The organism is Mesorhizobium sangaii (genome assembly GCF_014207355.1).
Taxonomy (GTDB): domain Bacteria; phylum Pseudomonadota; class Alphaproteobacteria; order Rhizobiales; family Rhizobiaceae; genus Mesorhizobium; species Mesorhizobium sangaii.
Window position 1 is genome coordinate 44,068 of record NZ_JACHEF010000008.1, and the last position, 14,897, is coordinate 58,964.

Below are 14,897 nucleotides of genomic sequence, written 5' to 3' on the forward strand. Positions count from 1 at the left end.
AGTGTGACGGGGAGAAAGGGGACGTCACCAACGATTTTGCCAATTGTTGGCGTTGACAAAGAGCGGCTAGGTCGCAGCATCTCCCTTCTCCCCGTCACTATAGGGGAGAAGGTGCCGGCAGGCGGATGAGGGGCGGCACAAGCGCTGCAGATTTTTTGCCGCCACGATAGGATGCTGATTCTTCAAGCGGGATGACGACGGATGGATTTCGACCTTATCGTTCGCGGGGGCACGCTGCCTGATGGCAGGGTCGCCGACATCGGCATCGTCGGCGAGACGATCGCGGCGATCGAGCCGAAGCTCGATGTCACCGCCGGCACGGCGATCGACGCCAATGGCAATCTGGTCTCGCCACCTTTCGTCGACCCGCATTTCCACATGGATGCAACGCTCTCCTACGGCATCCCGCGCATCAATGCGTCGGGCACCCTGCTCGAAGGCATCTCGTTGTGGGGCGAGTTGAAGCCGCTGCTGACGCATGAAGCCGTGCGCGACCGTGCGCTTGCCTATTGCGATTGGGCGGTGTCGATGGGCCTGCTCGCCATCCGCACCCATGTCGATGTCTGCGACGACAGGCTGCTGGCGGTCGAGGCGCTGCTCGATGTCAAGAAGACGATCGCCCCGTATATCGATCTGCAATTGGTCGCCTTTCCGCAGGACGGGTTTTATCGCTCGCCGACGGCACGCGACAACACCATCCGCGCGCTCGACATGGGCGTCGACATTGTCGGCGGCATTCCGCATTTCGAGCGCACCATGGCCGACGGCACGCGCTCGGTGACGGAGCTGTGCGAGATCGCGGCAGAGCGCGGCCTGATGGTCGACCTGCATTGCGACGAGACCGATGACCCGCTGTCGCGCCATATCGAGCAGCTTGCTTATGAGACGCAGCGTCTGGGCCTGCAGGGCAAGGCAGCCGGCTCGCATCTCACATCGATGCATTCGATGGACAACTACTATGTCTCGAAACTGCTGCCGCTGATCGCCGAGGCGGGTGTTTCGGCGATCCCCAATCCGCTGATCAACATCATGCTGCAGGGCCGCCACGACACCTTCCCCAAGCGCCGCGGTATGACCCGGGTGAAGGAGATGCAGGCGCTGGGCATCCGCGTCGGCTGGGGCCAGGATTGCGTGCTCGATCCCTGGTATTCGCTCGGCACCGCCGACATGCTCGACGTCGCCTTCATGGGCCTGCACGTCGCCCAGATGTCGAGCCCGGCCGACATGGGCCGCTGCTTCGACATGGTCACCAACGTCAACGCGTCGATCATGGGGCTCGACCATCTCGGCCTGGCGGTCGGCAAGCGCGCCAGCCTGGTCATTCTCGACGCCGGCAATCCGATCGAAGCCCTGCGCCTGCGCGCCGAACGCCTGTGCGTCATCGCCAGGGGCAAGGTGGTGGCGCAGCGGACGAAGCAGGACACCAGGCTGACCATCCCGGGCAGGCCCGGCCTCGTGAATCGCAGACACCGGACGCCGCATCAGGCCCAATAGAACAGGCCAGACCCAGCCGATTCCCGGTTCTGGCCTTGCGGATTTCCGGATTTCTCCTCGTCAAAGCAGCCGCTTCGGTCTACGACGCGGCTTACCCTAGAGCCGGAGGATTTCAGGTCGAATCGACCTGGAATCTGAATCCGCCTCTAAATCAAAGAGATAGAGCATGATGTCGTCCGAAAACCGCTTCACGCTTTTCGGCATCATGCTCTAGGGAGGAATCGGGATCGGCATGACGCAGCCCGTGGCGCAGAATTCCACAATCAGGAACGTGCTTCTGGCCGGCATCCTGCTGATGCTGGCCGGCGATTTCCTGTTTGCGCTGAACGACGCCATGGGCAAGTGGCTGGTCGCCAGCTTCTCCGTCGGCCAGGTGGTGCTGATCCGTTCCATCGGCGCGTTCTTCGTGCTTGGCCCGATGATCGCCCACCAGGGAACGGCCAAGCTGTTTCACATGGAGCGCCTGGAACTGCAGCTGCTGCGCGTGGTGATGACGACGCTCGACACGGCACTGTTCTACGCCGCCGTCGTCTACCTGCCGCTTGCCGACGTGATGAGCTTCTACATGGCCGGACCGATCTATGTCGCGGCACTCTCGCATCTGTTGCTCGGCGAAAAGGTCGGCTGGCGCCGCTGGATGGCGATCCTGCTCGGCTTCTGCGGCGTGCTGATCATGCTGAAACCGTCCTCGGCGGCGTTCTCGCTGTCGTCGAGCTTCGCCCTCGCCGGCAGCATTGCCTTCGCCTTCGCCATCATCCTCAACCGGCGCTTGCGCGGCACCAGTGACACCAATCTGGTGACATGGCAGACCATCGGCACGATGGTGGTCGGCGGCGTGTTGACCATCGGCGCCTGGCAGACCCCGTCGGCGCTCGACTTCGGCGCCATGCTGCTGCTCGGCATCGTTTCATGCGGCGCGCATCTGATGATCACCAGGGCGCTCAAGCTGGCCCCGGCCTCGACGCTGGCGCCGCTGCACTACACGCTGCTCCTGTGGGCGGTGGTGTTCGGGCTGGTGTTCTTCGGTGACGTTCCCGGCCCGCGCATCCTGATCGGCTCAGCCATTGTCGTTCTCGCCGGCCTGTTTATCTTCCACCGCCAGAAAGTGGTCGACACCACGGTGCCGCCCGAAAACGTGCCAAAGGGCGTCAATTAGGGTCCAGATTTCCTGTGCCTAACCCAGGCGTATCGCCGCCAGGTGCCGTGAAAACTCCGGCGTCTCCATCAAGGCTTTGCAGCGCGCGAACCGCCCGTCGGCATAGGCGCGGAAGTCGTCGACCGGATTGCTGTTGGCAAGCTGGATCAGCCCCCACAATGTCCACAACAGGTCGCACATCGCCTTATAGATGACGATGCGGCCGTGCTCCGCCGCTCTCGCCTCGCCCCCGAAATAGGCGCGCATCATCTCTTCGTCCTGTGCGGTGTCGAATTTTCCTTCCACGCTCAGGTCGCCAAGGTCCCAGAGCGGGTCGTTCATGCCAGAATATTCCCAGTCAACGATCCACATCCTGTCGCCCGTATCGAGAAAATTCTCACACAGCGGATCGCAATGGCAGGCGGCAAGGGGCAAGGGATGGGCGGCCAGCGCCGAGCGCACACTCCCGGCCTCGCGCACCACGTCGTGATAGCCGGTGGGCAGGGCGACGTCCTTGGTCGACAGCACCTTGAGATAGTCGTCGATCATCGCAAACAGTTCGAAGCGGAAGGGAAACACCGCACCGGAATTGTGCAGCTTGCGGAAAGCCTCGCCGGCCCGCGCGGGACTGCCGGGCCGAACCTTGAATTTCTCCGGCGACATCGTCTCCGCGCCAGCGATGAAGCGCGTCACCATGACCCCGGTGGCGGGATCGACATGCAGCACCTCTGGACTGACGCCCGCCTTTGCCGCTTCGCGCGCCGCCACCGCTTCGTTGGCGCGGCTGATGTATTCCTCGGTGCCCTTGCCGGGAATGCGCAGGCAGAACTCGCCAGCCTTGAAGACCAGATTGGTGAGGCCGCCGAGCCGGTCGAGCGGACCGGTGTAGCCGGCCAGCATGGAAATGTCGGCAAGTGCCGCACGCGCTTCGTCTGTCACCATGCCTGCGCCCCCACGCTGTTATTTGTCGCGGCGACGGTTCCACAATTTTCGTGCTTTGGCTATCATGCGATGCAAGACCGATTGGTGGATAGGACAAAAGTGGCGCACAGCAAACATCGGGGCCCGCTTGCCGCGGCCTACGCGGCGAAACGGCCAGAGGACGTCGCGGCACTCTATGACTGCTGGTCGCAGACCTATGACGCCGACATGTCGGCCGCCGGCTATCGCCATCCGACGATCTGCCTTGCCTTGCTGGCCCGCCATCTGCCGCGCGGTGCCGCACCGCTGCTCGATGCGGGAGCCGGCACCGGGCTCATCGGCGAATGGCTTGATATAACAGGCTACCCCTTGGTCGAGGCGCTCGACATTTCGGAAGGTATGCTGGCTCAGGCCGCCCGCAAGGGGGTCTATTCGGCGCTGCATTGCCTGGCGCTCGGCGGCAAGCTGCCCTTTGCCGACGATGCCTATGCCGGCATCATTTCGGCCGGCGTCTTCACCTCCGGCCATGTCGGCGCCGAAGGGCTGGACGAGCTGATCCGCATCTGCCGGCCAGGCGGTATCATCGTGCTGACGGTCAAGAACACGCTGTGGGAAGCTGGCTTTGCAGCGCGCATCGCCGAACTCGAAGCGCAAGGCCTCATCACCCGCATCGAGGAAACGCGCCCCTATGTCTCGATGCCGGGCGAGACCGACACAGTGCCGAGCCGAGGTCTCGCCCTGCGCGTCACCTGATCTACGCTTTGACCCTGTTCTACATTTTGACCCTGGCGGCTGTCGGGTCGTACATCGGCTCGATATGGATTTGGGCCGGCGTCCGCTCCATCGCCACGACCAGTTCATAGTCGCCCGAGGCGAGAAAATCGTCGCTCACCCCGTCGGCGTTGCGCACGTAGCCGTAGCCGATGTTTCGGCTCACCGTGTAGCCATAGCCGCCGCTGGTGAGATAGCCGACCGGCTCGCCATTGCGCAGGATGGTCTCGCGGCCGAGCAGCACGATCTCCGGGTCAACCACAGTGAAGCCGGCAAAGCGTTTCTTCAGTGCCGCGCCGCTGGTCTTCTCGAGCGCGCGACGTCCGACGAAATCGGTGTTCTTGCGCAGCTTGACCGCCCAGCCCAAGCCGGCTTCCTGCGGCGTGTCGTTGGGCGTGATGTCGGAGCCCCAGGCGCGATAACCCTTTTCCAGACGCAGCGATTCCAGGGCGCGATAGCCGACCGGGCGGATGCCATGCTTCCCGCCTGCGGCCATCAGTGCATCGAACACTTCGCCTGTCGCCGCGATCGGCACATGCAGTTCCCAGCCGAGCTCGCCGACATAGGTGACGCGCAGCGCTCGCACCGTGTGGCCGGCAATGGCAATCTCGCGCACATGGCCGAAGGGGAAACTGCTGTTCGACACATCGGCTTCGGTCACGGCCGAAAGCACGTCGCGCGCCCGAGGCCCCATCAGCGACAGCGTGCCGAAATCCTCGGTGACGTCGACAAGCGTGGCATCGAGCCCTTCGCCGATATGGTCGCCGATCCATGACAGATCATGCGTGCGGAACCCGGTGCCGGTGACGATGTAGAATTTCTCCTCGGCCAGCCGCGCCACGGTCAGGTCCGCCTCGATGCCGCCGCGCGTATTGAGAAGCTGCGTGTAGGTCAGCCGGCCGACCGGCTTGCTGACGTCGTTGGCGCAGATCCAGTCCAGCGCCTTCAGCGCGTCAGGTCCGCTCAGTTCGTATTTGGCAAAGGACGATTGATCGAAGATGCCGACCCTCTCGCGCACATGCCGGTGCTCGTCGCCGACCGCCGCAAACCAGTTCTGGCGACCCATCGAATAGACATCCTGCGGCTCGACGCCTTCGGGCGCGAACCAGTTCGGCCGTTCCCAGCCAAGCTTCGAGCCGAACACGGCGCGCTGCTGTTTCAGCCGATCGTAGAGGGGTGAGACGATGCGCGGCCGCCCGCTGGCGTACTCCTCATGCGGGAAGCCGATCGTATAGTGCTTGCCATAGGCTTCCAGCGTGCGGTCGCAGACCCACTGCCGGTCGCGGTGCAGGTTGGAAAAGCGCCTGATGTCGACAACCCACAGGTCGAGCGGCGCTTCGCCGTCGACCACCCACTGCGCGAGCACCCAGCCGGCGCCGCCACCCGAGGCGATGCCGAAAGCGTTGAAGCCGGCGCCGACGAACATGTTGGCGCATTCGGGCGCCACGCCGAGAATGAAATTGCCGTCCGGCGTAAAACTCTCCGGCCCGTTTATCATCTGCTTGACGCCGACGGTTTCGAGCGCCGGCACGCGCGCCATGGCTTGGCGCATATGCTGTTCGAAATGGTCGTAGTCGTCGTCGAAGAGCCGGAACTCCCAATCGTCAGGCACATCCCCGGTCGTCCAGGCCTGCGGGTTGGGCTCGTAACCGCCCATCACCAGCCCGCCGACCTCCTCCTTGAAATAGGTGCGCCGGTCCGGGTCGCGGATGGTCGGCGCGTCGGTCGCCAGTCCGTCGATCTTCTCGGTGATGATGTACTGGTGCTTGACCGGCTGCAGCGGCACGTTGATGCCGGCCATCGCGCCAACCTGCCGCGCCCATTGCCCGGCGCAGTTGACCACCTTGTCGCAGGCGATGTCGCCCTTGCTGGTCTTCACCATCGCGATGCGGCCGTCCTTCATTTCGAAGCCGGTGACGCGCACATCCTCGAACAGTTTGGCGCCATGCATGCGCGCGCCTTTCGCCAGCGACTGCGTGATGTCCGAAGGGCTCGCCTGGCCATCGGTCGGCAACCAGGAGGCGCCGACGAGATCGCCGGTTTCCAGGAGCGGCCACATGGATTTGACCTCCGCCGGCGACAGCAACTGCATGTCCATGCCGAAGCTTTTCGCTGTCGTCGCCAGCCTCTTGTACTCGGTCCAGCGGTCGGCATTGGTGGCGAGGCGCAGGCAGCCGGTCATCTTCCAGCCGGTGGCAAGGCCGGTTTCGGCCTCCAGTCCCTTGTAGAGGTCGACGGAGTATTTGAGCACGCGGGTGATCGAGGCCGACGAGCGCAATTGCCCGACCAGCCCGGCGGCATGCCAGGTCGAGCCCGAGGTCAGCTTGCCCTGTTCGAGCAGCACCACGTCGGCCTTGTGGTCACGCGCCAGATGATAGGCCGTCGAACAGCCGATGATGCCGCCGCCAATGACGACGATCGCGGCCTGGCTGGGCAAAGTCATGATTTCTGTATCCCGTACTTCGTTCTGTAGTTTTCCAGCGCGCCTTCGAGGCGCGTCAGGTTCTCCTCGGTGTAGGCGACGTAGTCGATGCCGGGCGCGTCTAGGTAGAGTTCGGACACCATGCTCCACATCGCCTCGCGCAGCAGCGACGCGCATTGCATGGCCGCGTGCGAGCGGCGGATCGCCTGGTCCGGTTCCTTCATGAAATAGGCGGTCAGGAAGGCGAAGGATTCCTCGTCGCTCATGCCGGCGTTCGAGGCGACGCCGGCAAGGTCGAACATCGCAGTGTTGAAGCCGGCATATTCGAAGTCGATCAGCCACAGCCTGCTGCCGTCGTCGAGAATATTAGCCGGCAAAAGATCATTGTGACCAAAGACGATCGGCAACAATTTCTGCGCACGCTCCAGTTCGTCGGCTAGTGTCAGCAGGCGCGGCAATTCGCTGCGCTTGCGGCTGCCGCCTTCTTCAAGCGTGCGCGCGTAGTCGCGAATGACATGGAACACCCAGAACATGAAGCCGGCGCCGGAGACGTGATTGGGCATCTCCCGGTGGAAGCCGCGCATCAGCGCTGCGACACGACCAAGATTGGCGCGCACGTCCTGTGCAAGATAGGTTTTCGCACCAAGGTATTCCGTCACCAGGATGCCCGGTTCGGCATGGAGGACGGCTGGTGCGAAACCGGCGGCATGTGCAGCGCGTGCCGTCATCACCTCGCGCTCGCGAAAGACGTGATGGAACGGATAGTCCCTGCCGAAGCGTACGACGTGCTTTCCGGCGGCGTCCTTGACCACATAATTGGCGTTGCTGAGACCGCCCGGCAACGGCGCAATCTCGATGCTGCCGGTCCAGCAGGGCAGGGCGCGGATGCGGTCTTCGGCAATCACGGAATCATCCCTGGTTTGCTGAGCGTCGACTTTGCTGAGCGTCGACAAGGGCGCCATGGACATCCCAACGACAGCGAGGAGAAACGAAAAAACCTCGTCGGTGCGAGACGCCAGGATCGGTATCCCGCACCGCACCGACGAGCCCCTTGGCCAGGTTTTTTACCCCGGCATCCGCCCCCGCGGATCTGAAAATACCTTGCGCCAGACACGTTCAAAACTGCCTGGTCAGTGAGTTGCGGCTCTGCCATCACCCTCCCGTTGCAGCTCCGAACCCGTGTTTGGTACCTCAATTTCACGCCAAGGTTGCCTGGCTGTCAACAAAAAGTTGTGACTTTTTTTGGGTATTTTGCCCGAAATCACAGGCAATTCCTTTAAAATCGCTCGGATTAGCTTAGAATCGGGCAAAAGGGCTAAGTCCGGGAAACCCAATGGTCCATTCAAAACGACACGGCGAAATCCTGCGGTTGCTGCAGGAAGAGGGGACCGTCACCATCGCCAGCCTGGCCGACCGGCTGGGCGTTTCACTCGAGACCGTGCGCCGTGACGTCAAGCCGCTCACCGGCGATGGCTCCGTCCTCAAGATGCATGGCGCCATCGGCCTGCCGTCGATGATCGGCGAAGCGCCATTCGAACGGCGCATGCGCGAGAATGCCGATGCCAAGCGGATCATTGCCCGCATGGTCGCCGCCACCATCCGCGACGGCGAATCGATCATGCTCGACACCGGCACGACGACCTCGTTCCTGGCCCGTGAGCTGCTCGGCCACCGGCGCCTGACCGTCGTCACCAACTCGTCGGACATCGCCCGCACGCTGGCCACCGTCAATGGCAACAAGGTCTACATGGCCGGCGGCGAATTGCGCAGCGATTCAGGCGCTGCCTTCGGGGCCTCGGCCATCGACTTCGTCAGCCGTTTTTCGGTTAGCCATGCCATCATCTCCACCGGCGCCGTCGATGCGGTGATGGGCGTCATGGACTACGATCTGGAAGAGGCCGAGTTCGCCCGCATGGTGTTGTCGCGCGGCCAGCGTTCGCTCGTCATTACCGATCACAGCAAGTTCGGCCGCCTGGGCCTGGTCCAGGTCTGCGGCCTCGACGGCTTTTCCGAACTCGCCACCGACCGGTCGCCGTCACGCGACATTGCCGCAGCCCTCGCGCAAGCCGGCGCGCGGCTCAGCATTGCCGGCGACGCAGCCGGATTCTAGAGCGGTCATCGTTTCACGCCGGCGGGAATGCCTATGCCGGCAGAGCGCGAAAAGTCATCCTGAAGCAGGCGCCGCTCGGTCTGCCGTCGAGGATATCGATCCGCCCGCCATGCAATTGCATGATTTCCTGCACCAGGTTGAGGCCAAGCCCGGCGCCATGATCCTGCGGGCGCAGCCGGTCGAAGGGCTCGAAGATGCGCTCGCGCTCGCCTGGTGGCACGCCGCCGCCTTCGTCCCGCACCTCGATGATAGCTGACGCGGTGACGCCGACAGTGATCTTGCCGGTGCGCCCGCCATGCTCGATCGCGTTCTGGACGAGATTGGTGACGGCGCGTTCGATCGCCGTGCGGTCGCCGGTGGCGAAAACCGTCTCGCTCGCCGGTTCGAACGACATCTCGTATCCGGCCGAAAACGCCATCGGCGCGAGGTCGACAATGACCCCTCGGGCGATCGCCACAAGATCGACCTTTTCAAAAGCCGTCGCCTGCCGGTCGAGGCGCTGCAGGTCGAGCAACTGGTCGGTCAGCGTCGAAAGCCTGGCTGCATCCTGCAGCAGCCGCGCCCGCTCCGGTGTCGCCGGCAATGAGGCAAGGCGCGTGTTGAGGATGGCGACCGGCGTTCTGAGCTCATGTGCCGCGTCGGTCAGGAACCGCTTGTGACGCTCATAGCCCTTGTCGAGACGCGCAAGCGCGGCATTCACTGCCTTCACCAGCGGCGTCACTTCCTTAGGCACGTCCTTCAGCGGCAGCTGCACACCGCGCTGGTCGATGTCGATGCGCTCGGCCTCGGCGGCCGCATGGCCAAGGCCAGACAGTGCCCCGCGCACCACCCAGGGCGTGGCGAACAGCGTGGCCAGCGCCATCAACCCGGCAAGCGGCAGTATCCCCTGCAGGAAGAATTGTGGCGCCTGCCCGAGCAGGCGCAGGAGCGAAAGTCCGCCCTTGGTGCCGGTCATGATCTGGACATTGCCGGCCGCCGTCTCGGTCCAGCGTATCTTTCCCGCTGGCGGCGCGGCTTGCCCGAGGGCGAGGTCGACACGGGCGTCGCTGATGTTGTCCAGCAGCCCGACGAAGGGTTGGAAGGTGGCAGGCACCGTTCCCTCCTGCAGCCGCTGCCCTTGCTTGTCGCGGATGATGAACCAGAGGTCCGCAACGTTCGACCGCAGCGTCGTCATGTCAGGCGTTTCGTCGAGGACAAGCTTGCCACTTGCATCGCGCGCCACCGCATCCGCCAGCACGTCCATTGTGCCGTCCTCGTAGTCATGCGGAATGAGCCCCGTGGCCAGCATGGTTCCGAGAATGCCGACGATGATCAGCGTCAGCATCGCGCATTGCAGCAAGGCGATGCGTAGCACCAGGCTCCATTTGAGCGAACGCGGGCGCCTCATACTCATCGCTTGATGCTCATGTCGTCTCGCGCAAGAGATAGCCGACGCCGCGAATGCCGTTGATCGTCACGCCGCTGTTCGCGTAGGCAAGCTTGCGGCGCAGCCGCGAAACATGGGTGTCGAGTGCGTTGGACTGGATCTCGTCGTCGAGGCCGAACACCGCCTCCATCAGCGCCTCGCGCTGTACCATGCGGCCGGTGCGCCGCATCAGCGCCTCCAGCACCAGGAGTTCACGGCGCGGCAGGCCGAGCGCCTCGCCACCGATCGACACCTCGCGATGCCCGACGTCGAGAACCAGATGGCCGGCACGGATGAACTGCGACTGCATCGGCGCCGGGCGCCTAAGCAGTGCGCGCAACCGGGCCAGCAATTCCTCGAAGGCGAACGGTTTCGCCAGGTAATCGTCCGCTCCCGTGTTCAGACCATCGATCTTGTCCGACGTGTCGCCCTTCGCGGTCAGCATCAGCACGGGCGTGGTGTTTTTCGCTGAACGCAGTCTCGGCACCAGCGACAGCCCGTCGCCATCCGGCAACTGGCGGTCGAGCAGGATGGCGTCGTAGCTGTCGACGGCAACGAAGCCCTCCGCCTCGAGCAGCGAGCCGGCGTGATCGACGACCATGTCGTGGCGCTTCAGGGCGGCACGCAAGGCCGAGACCATTTCAGGCTCGTCTTCGACCAGCAAGATACGCATCGATTGTCCCTTGAGGAGGTCAGTTGCTCCGGCGCTACAGCGCCAACATTGCGCGAACATGGCAAAGCCTGGCGGCTGGCGTCGAGACACCCTTTCTTTGCATCTGCCACCTTGCGCAATGTCCATGCAATCCAATCGCGGCACACAGCGCCCGTCGAGTGTCGGCGATTCGCCCGCAGCCGACACCAAGGCGTCGGGCCCGAAACCGATTTCGGGTCCGACGCTGAAACAAAAATCTGCAAGCGGCCGCAATCCGGTTGGAGCGCCGCGGCCCAGGATTGAGGTTGGCTATGCCTGCAAGTGATGCCTTGTCTTTTCTCGTGGCGTGGACCGTTGCGCCGTTCAGGGTCGGCTCCGTCACGCCGTCCAGTTCCAGTCTGGCGGCGTTGATGACGCGCGACATCGGCCCCGGCACCGGCCCGGTGCTGGAGCTTGGTCCCGGAACCGGCCCGTTCACCCGGGCGCTGCTGAGCCGTGGGGTGAACGAAGAGGATCTGACGCTGATCGAATCCGATGCGGATTTTGCCGCGTTGCTCAAGCGGCGTTTCCCCGCGGCCCGGATCCTCGGAATGGATGCCGTCGGTCTGCGCCATCTGTCGTTGTTCCAGGGGCCGGTGGTCGGCGCCGCTGTCAGCGGACTGCCCTTCCGGCTGATTTCGCCGCGCAAGACGTTTGCCATTCTCGACGGCGTTTTCGCTAATCTTCGCCCGGGCGGGGCGCTCTATCAGTTCACGCTCGGCAGGCGCTGCCCGTTCGATCAATCGCTGCTCGATCGGCTCGACCTTGAGGTCACACGGGTCGGCCACACCTTTCGCAACTTCCCGCCAGCGACGGTCTATCGCATCGCCAGGATCAAGACGCTCAGCACCTATGACTGGCGCTTCGCATGACCGGGCCGTTGTCGGCCATTCTAGGCTTCGGCCTGTTCGGCGTGTTCTGCCTCGCCTTTACCGAAAAAATACTGCCGATCCCGCCCTCGCATGTGCTGCTGCTGTTCCTTGGCATGACGGCGGCCCCGGATGGCGTGACACTGCTGATCCTGCTGACCGTGACGACGCTTGCCTCCACCAGCGGTTGCCTTGTCTGGTATGCGGTCGGCCGCCGGATCGGATTTGACCGTGCTGGCAGGCTGGTCGAACACCTCGGCAGATATGTGTTCCTGCGCCCCGCAACCTACCACAAGCTTGGTCAGACCTACCGCCTCAATCATCTCGGGATCTCGCTGTTGGCGCAGTTCATACCGACTGTGCGCAACTATCTCCCGATCGCGGCCGGCGCGCTTTGTCTGCCTGCTTTGCCCTTCGCGGCCACGACGCTGTTCGGCGCCATGCTCTGGAATGCGGGCTTTCTCGTCACCGGTTATCTGCTGCAGGGCAGCGGCCAGGACTCCTTCACTGTCGGTTTCCGCGTCATTGTCATTGTCGTGGCGCTGGAGACGGCATTCATGCTTGCATTGCGTTATGGTCCTGCCTGCCGGCGGCGTATCAGGCTGGTGCGAGGCTGAGCCCGCAGCACCAGTCACCAGTCACGGGATAAGCTCTGCCGTCGACTTTCCTTCCCCCGCGCGCCGGTGTTTAGTCCGGCCATGGCCTTCACCATCCGCCAGTTGCAGTTCTTCATCGCCGTCGCCGAGCAAGGCACGGTGTCGGGCGCCGCGCAGAACCTATCCATCTCGCAATCATCGGTCACCGAAGCGATCAAGGAACTCGAAAGCGATCTCGGGGTAGAACTGTTCGAACGCCATCCGCGCGGCCTGAACATCACCCACAAGGGCCACCAGTTCCTGCGCCATGCGACGAAAATCCTTGCCGACGTTTCGGATGCACGCCGCTCTTTCTCCGGCGACCAGGCCGCAGCAGGCGGCCGGCTGCAGCTCGGCGTCACCTCGATGGTCGCCGGCTATGTGCTGTCGGACCTTCTTGCCCGCTACCGCCGCGCCTATCCCGGCGTCGAGGTCTCGGCCATCGAGGACAATGGCGACTATCTCGAACATCTCCTGATCGGCGGCAAGCTCGACATTGCCGTCATGGTCACCTCCAACCTGCGCGACCGCACGGCACTGCAGTCGGAAATCCTCGAGGTCTCGGCCTATCGCCTCTGGCTGCCGCTCGGCCACCCGCTCGCCGGCGCCGACATCATCAGCATTGGCGACATCGCCTTCGAGCCGCTGATCATGCTGACAGTCGACGAGATCGAGGAGAACACCGGCAAGCTGCTGACGGCGATCGGCGCCAAGCCGCATGTCGCCTTTCGTACGCGTTCCGTGGAAGCCGTGCGCAGTCTCGTTGCCACCGGCGCCGGCGTGGCGCTGCTGCCCGACCTCGTCTACCGGCCCTGGTCGCTGGAAGGCGACCGCATCGAATCGCGCGATATTTCCGGCTCCTTGCCGGTGGTCCAGGTCGGCATGGTCTGGCGTCGCGGGTCCGGCCTGCCGCAGGCGGCGCGCGATTTTATAGGCCTTGCCCAGTCGCAGCGCACGGTCCGCCGCTAGTGGCCTACTCAAGCCTGACGTCGCCAGTCTCGCGCTTGCGCGTTGTGACGGAAACCGCCTCCGCCTTGAACGACCCGATAGGAGCAACCTCGAAACGGCCAGCACCGGCAAGCCTGACGGCGCGGCGGAACGTCGGACACTCCATCGGCCGGGCGGCCGGACATCGGGCGGCGTGGCGCAAAGCCTCTCGGATCGCGGTCAGGCGCTGGATGGTGTGGTCCAGTTCGTTTGCCTTGGCATCCAGGCGCCCTCGATCCATTTTCGACAGGCCGTCGGGCCTCAGCATCGCGGAAATCTCGTCCAGTGCGAATCCACCGGCGCGTCCAAGCCGTGATCAAAGCGAGCGGTTCCAGGACGGCCGGGTCGAACAAGCGGCGCAGGCCGCGATGGCCGATTGAGGCGATGAGGCCCTTTTCCTCATAGTAGCGAAGTGTCGAGGCGGGCAGGCCGGTGCGGCGCGACACTTCGGCAATGTCCATATCTTTCATGCTTGACCTCAAGTCGGCTTGAACTCGTAGAGTGCTTGCGACGAACAGTGAGAGCAACAGAAAAGCGAGGTCCGTCATGCCGCAATCCGCGCAGCCAAACACACGGCAAGCCGCGCTCTGGAACGACGCCAGCGGAAAAGCCTGGGTTGAGATGCAACCGATCCTCGACCAGATACTGGCGCCGTTCGAGCGGCTGGTAGTCGATGCAGGCTATCCCGGGGAAGGGGGCAATGTCCTTGACATCGGCTGCGGCGCCGGCGCCACAACTCTGGCGATGGCGCGTCGCGTGGGCAACTACGGACGTTGTGTTGGGCTCGACATCTCGCAGCCGCTTGTCGCCTTGGCGACGGAGCGCGCGGGGGCAGAAGATGTAGCAAACGCAAGTTTTGAAGTGGGCGATGCCCAGACGTATGCGTTCGAATCCGGGGACTTCGACGCTGTTGTCTCCCGTTTTGGTGTCATGTTCTTCGATGATCCCGTGGCCGCGTTCGCGAACATAAGACAGGCCGCAAGCCGCGGTAGCAAACTCGCCTTTGTTGCTTGGCGCAGTCCGGTCGAGAATGATTTCATGACGACCGCCGCGCGAGCGGCTGCGCCTTTCCTGCCGCCCGCACCGGTGCCGGATCCCGATGCGCCGGGGCAGTTTGCCTTTGCCAACGCCGCCAAGGTGAAGCGGATTCTTGAAGCGAGCGGCTGGTCGTCGATCGAAGTCGAACAGGTGGATGTCCAGTGTCAGATCGCCGAAGATGATCTGATAACGTTTGTCACCCGGCTAGGGCCGGTCGGCGCCGCGCTACGTGAGGTTGACAGGGCAACGGCCGAAAAAATCACCGCGGTGTTGCCTGCTGCGTTCGCGCCTTTCGTGGAGGACGGTGAGGCTCGCTTCAACGCCGCCTGCTGGCTGGTGACGGCGCTGGCCTGAAGGGGTGCCTGGCTATCGGAAAAACCGATATCGCCTTTCTGATAAATGAATTTGCGAAACCGGAA

14 protein-coding genes and 1 pseudogene are annotated in these 14,897 nt (G+C 63.7%); 8 read left to right on the top strand and 7 right to left on the bottom strand.

Translation table 11 applies throughout. The annotated features are described in order from the left end of the window. Positions 1-201: 201 nt before the first annotated feature. Together HNQ71_RS29885 and HNQ71_RS29890 are read left to right on the top strand one after the other, a co-directional pair. Entirely contained in the window at positions 202-1,494 is a 1,293-nt protein-coding gene (locus HNQ71_RS29885) for an amidohydrolase family protein (RefSeq protein WP_184877247.1), read from the top strand. A 232-nt stretch (positions 1,495-1,726) separates the two neighbouring features. Next, positions 1,727-2,650 (top strand): DMT family transporter, encoded by a 924-nt coding sequence (locus HNQ71_RS29890; RefSeq protein ID WP_184877249.1) that lies wholly within the window; start codon positions 1,727-1,729, stop codon positions 2,648-2,650. Between the two features lie 18 nt (positions 2,651-2,668). Here HNQ71_RS29890 and HNQ71_RS29895 read toward each other — a convergent pair whose 3' ends face one another. Then, the gene (locus HNQ71_RS29895) at positions 2,669-3,571 is read right to left on the bottom strand and encodes a phosphotransferase family protein (RefSeq protein WP_184877251.1); all 903 of its coding nucleotides are present in this window, start codon (positions 3,569-3,571) and stop codon (positions 2,669-2,671) included. Between the two features lie 69 nt (positions 3,572-3,640). Between HNQ71_RS29895 and HNQ71_RS29900 the strand changes: the two genes are divergently transcribed. After that, positions 3,641-4,303, top strand: coding sequence for a class I SAM-dependent DNA methyltransferase (locus tag HNQ71_RS29900; protein WP_210334102.1), 663 nt, complete (start codon positions 3,641-3,643; stop codon positions 4,301-4,303). 19 nt (positions 4,304-4,322) lie between these two features. Here HNQ71_RS29900 and HNQ71_RS29905 read toward each other — a convergent pair whose 3' ends face one another. Beyond that, positions 4,323-6,764, bottom strand: a complete 2,442-nt coding sequence (locus HNQ71_RS29905) for a GcvT family protein (protein ID WP_184877255.1) — start codon at positions 6,762-6,764, stop codon at positions 4,323-4,325. Next, entirely contained in the window at positions 6,761-7,648 is an 888-nt protein-coding gene (locus tag HNQ71_RS29910; protein ID WP_184877257.1) for a phosphotransferase, read from the bottom strand. Before HNQ71_RS29910 ends, HNQ71_RS29905 begins: the two co-directional genes overlap by 4 nt. A 428-nt stretch (positions 7,649-8,076) precedes the next feature. On the opposite strand from HNQ71_RS29910, the gene HNQ71_RS29915 reads away from it, so the two are divergent. Next, positions 8,077-8,853, top strand: a complete 777-nt coding sequence (locus HNQ71_RS29915; RefSeq protein ID WP_184877259.1) for a DeoR/GlpR family DNA-binding transcription regulator — start codon at positions 8,077-8,079, stop codon at positions 8,851-8,853. Between the two features lie 31 nt (positions 8,854-8,884). Here HNQ71_RS29915 and HNQ71_RS29920 read toward each other — a convergent pair whose 3' ends face one another. Both HNQ71_RS29920 and HNQ71_RS29925 read right to left on the bottom strand, forming a co-directional pair. Then, entirely contained in the window at positions 8,885-10,246 is a 1,362-nt protein-coding gene (locus HNQ71_RS29920; protein ID WP_184877261.1) for a sensor histidine kinase, read from the bottom strand. A gap of 10 nt (positions 10,247-10,256) precedes the next feature. After that, positions 10,257-10,931: a response regulator transcription factor gene (locus tag HNQ71_RS29925; protein WP_184877263.1), complete on the bottom strand. Its 675-nt coding sequence runs from the start codon at positions 10,929-10,931 to the stop codon at positions 10,257-10,259. Positions 10,932-11,221: 290 nt separating this feature from the next. On the opposite strand from HNQ71_RS29925, the gene HNQ71_RS29930 reads away from it, so the two are divergent. The 3 genes from HNQ71_RS29930 (at position 11,222) to HNQ71_RS29940 (ending at position 13,422) form a co-directional block, all read left to right on the top strand. Then, on the top strand, positions 11,222-11,821 hold the full coding sequence (locus tag HNQ71_RS29930; protein WP_184877265.1) for a class I SAM-dependent methyltransferase: 600 nt from the start codon (positions 11,222-11,224) through the stop codon (positions 11,819-11,821). Beyond that, on the top strand, positions 11,818-12,435 hold the full coding sequence (locus tag HNQ71_RS29935) for a DedA family protein (protein WP_184877267.1): 618 nt from the start codon (positions 11,818-11,820) through the stop codon (positions 12,433-12,435). Before HNQ71_RS29930 ends, HNQ71_RS29935 begins: the two co-directional genes overlap by 4 nt. Before the next feature lie 81 nt (positions 12,436-12,516). Continuing rightward, the gene (locus HNQ71_RS29940) at positions 12,517-13,422 is read left to right on the top strand and encodes a LysR family transcriptional regulator (RefSeq protein WP_184877269.1); all 906 of its coding nucleotides are present in this window, start codon (positions 12,517-12,519) and stop codon (positions 13,420-13,422) included. A gap of 4 nt (positions 13,423-13,426) precedes the next feature. Here the strand turns inward: HNQ71_RS29940 and HNQ71_RS35905 are convergent, their stop codons facing one another. Together HNQ71_RS35905 and HNQ71_RS35910 are read right to left on the bottom strand one after the other, a co-directional pair. After that, positions 13,427-13,708: a MerR family transcriptional regulator gene (locus tag HNQ71_RS35905; protein ID WP_425492280.1), complete on the bottom strand. Its 282-nt coding sequence runs from the start codon at positions 13,706-13,708 to the stop codon at positions 13,427-13,429. A 94-nt stretch (positions 13,709-13,802) separates the two neighbouring features. Further along, positions 13,803-13,988, bottom strand: a pseudogene (locus tag HNQ71_RS35910) (MerR family DNA-binding transcriptional regulator); the annotation flags it as partial. Between HNQ71_RS35910 and HNQ71_RS29950 the strand changes: the two are divergent. Beyond that, positions 13,987-14,832: a class I SAM-dependent methyltransferase gene (locus HNQ71_RS29950; RefSeq protein WP_184877271.1), complete on the top strand. Its 846-nt coding sequence runs from the start codon at positions 13,987-13,989 to the stop codon at positions 14,830-14,832. The pseudogene HNQ71_RS35910 and the gene HNQ71_RS29950 sit on opposite strands and share 2 nt — an antisense overlap. The last annotated feature ends 65 nt before the right edge of the window (positions 14,833-14,897 follow it).

Bases quoted from the DNA above. Each gene is read 5' to 3' on its own strand.
- HNQ71_RS29885 (WP_184877247.1), top strand. From the start codon at position 202: ATGGATTTCGACCTTATCGTTCGCGGGGGCACGCTGCCTGATGGCAGG.
- HNQ71_RS29890 (WP_184877249.1), top strand. From the start codon at position 1,727: ATGACGCAGCCCGTGGCGCAGAATTCCACAATCAGGAACGTGCTTCTG.
- HNQ71_RS29895 (WP_184877251.1), bottom strand. From the start codon at position 3,571: ATGGTGACAGACGAAGCGCGTGCGGCACTTGCCGACATTTCCATGCTG.
- HNQ71_RS29900 (WP_210334102.1), top strand. From the start codon at position 3,641: ATGCAAGACCGATTGGTGGATAGGACAAAAGTGGCGCACAGCAAACAT.
- HNQ71_RS29905 (WP_184877255.1), bottom strand. From the start codon at position 6,764: ATGACTTTGCCCAGCCAGGCCGCGATCGTCGTCATTGGCGGCGGCATC.
- HNQ71_RS29915 (WP_184877259.1), top strand. From the start codon at position 8,077: ATGGTCCATTCAAAACGACACGGCGAAATCCTGCGGTTGCTGCAGGAA.
- HNQ71_RS29920 (WP_184877261.1), bottom strand. From the start codon at position 10,246: ATGAGTATGAGGCGCCCGCGTTCGCTCAAATGGAGCCTGGTGCTACGC.
- HNQ71_RS29925 (WP_184877263.1), bottom strand. From the start codon at position 10,931: ATGCGTATCTTGCTGGTCGAAGACGAGCCTGAAATGGTCTCGGCCTTG.
- HNQ71_RS29930 (WP_184877265.1), top strand. From the start codon at position 11,222: ATGCCTGCAAGTGATGCCTTGTCTTTTCTCGTGGCGTGGACCGTTGCG.
- HNQ71_RS29935 (WP_184877267.1), top strand. From the start codon at position 11,818: ATGACCGGGCCGTTGTCGGCCATTCTAGGCTTCGGCCTGTTCGGCGTG.
- HNQ71_RS29940 (WP_184877269.1), top strand. From the start codon at position 12,517: ATGGCCTTCACCATCCGCCAGTTGCAGTTCTTCATCGCCGTCGCCGAG.
- HNQ71_RS35905 (WP_425492280.1), bottom strand. From the start codon at position 13,708: ATGCTGAGGCCCGACGGCCTGTCGAAAATGGATCGAGGGCGCCTGGAT.
- HNQ71_RS29950 (WP_184877271.1), top strand. From the start codon at position 13,987: ATGCCGCAATCCGCGCAGCCAAACACACGGCAAGCCGCGCTCTGGAAC.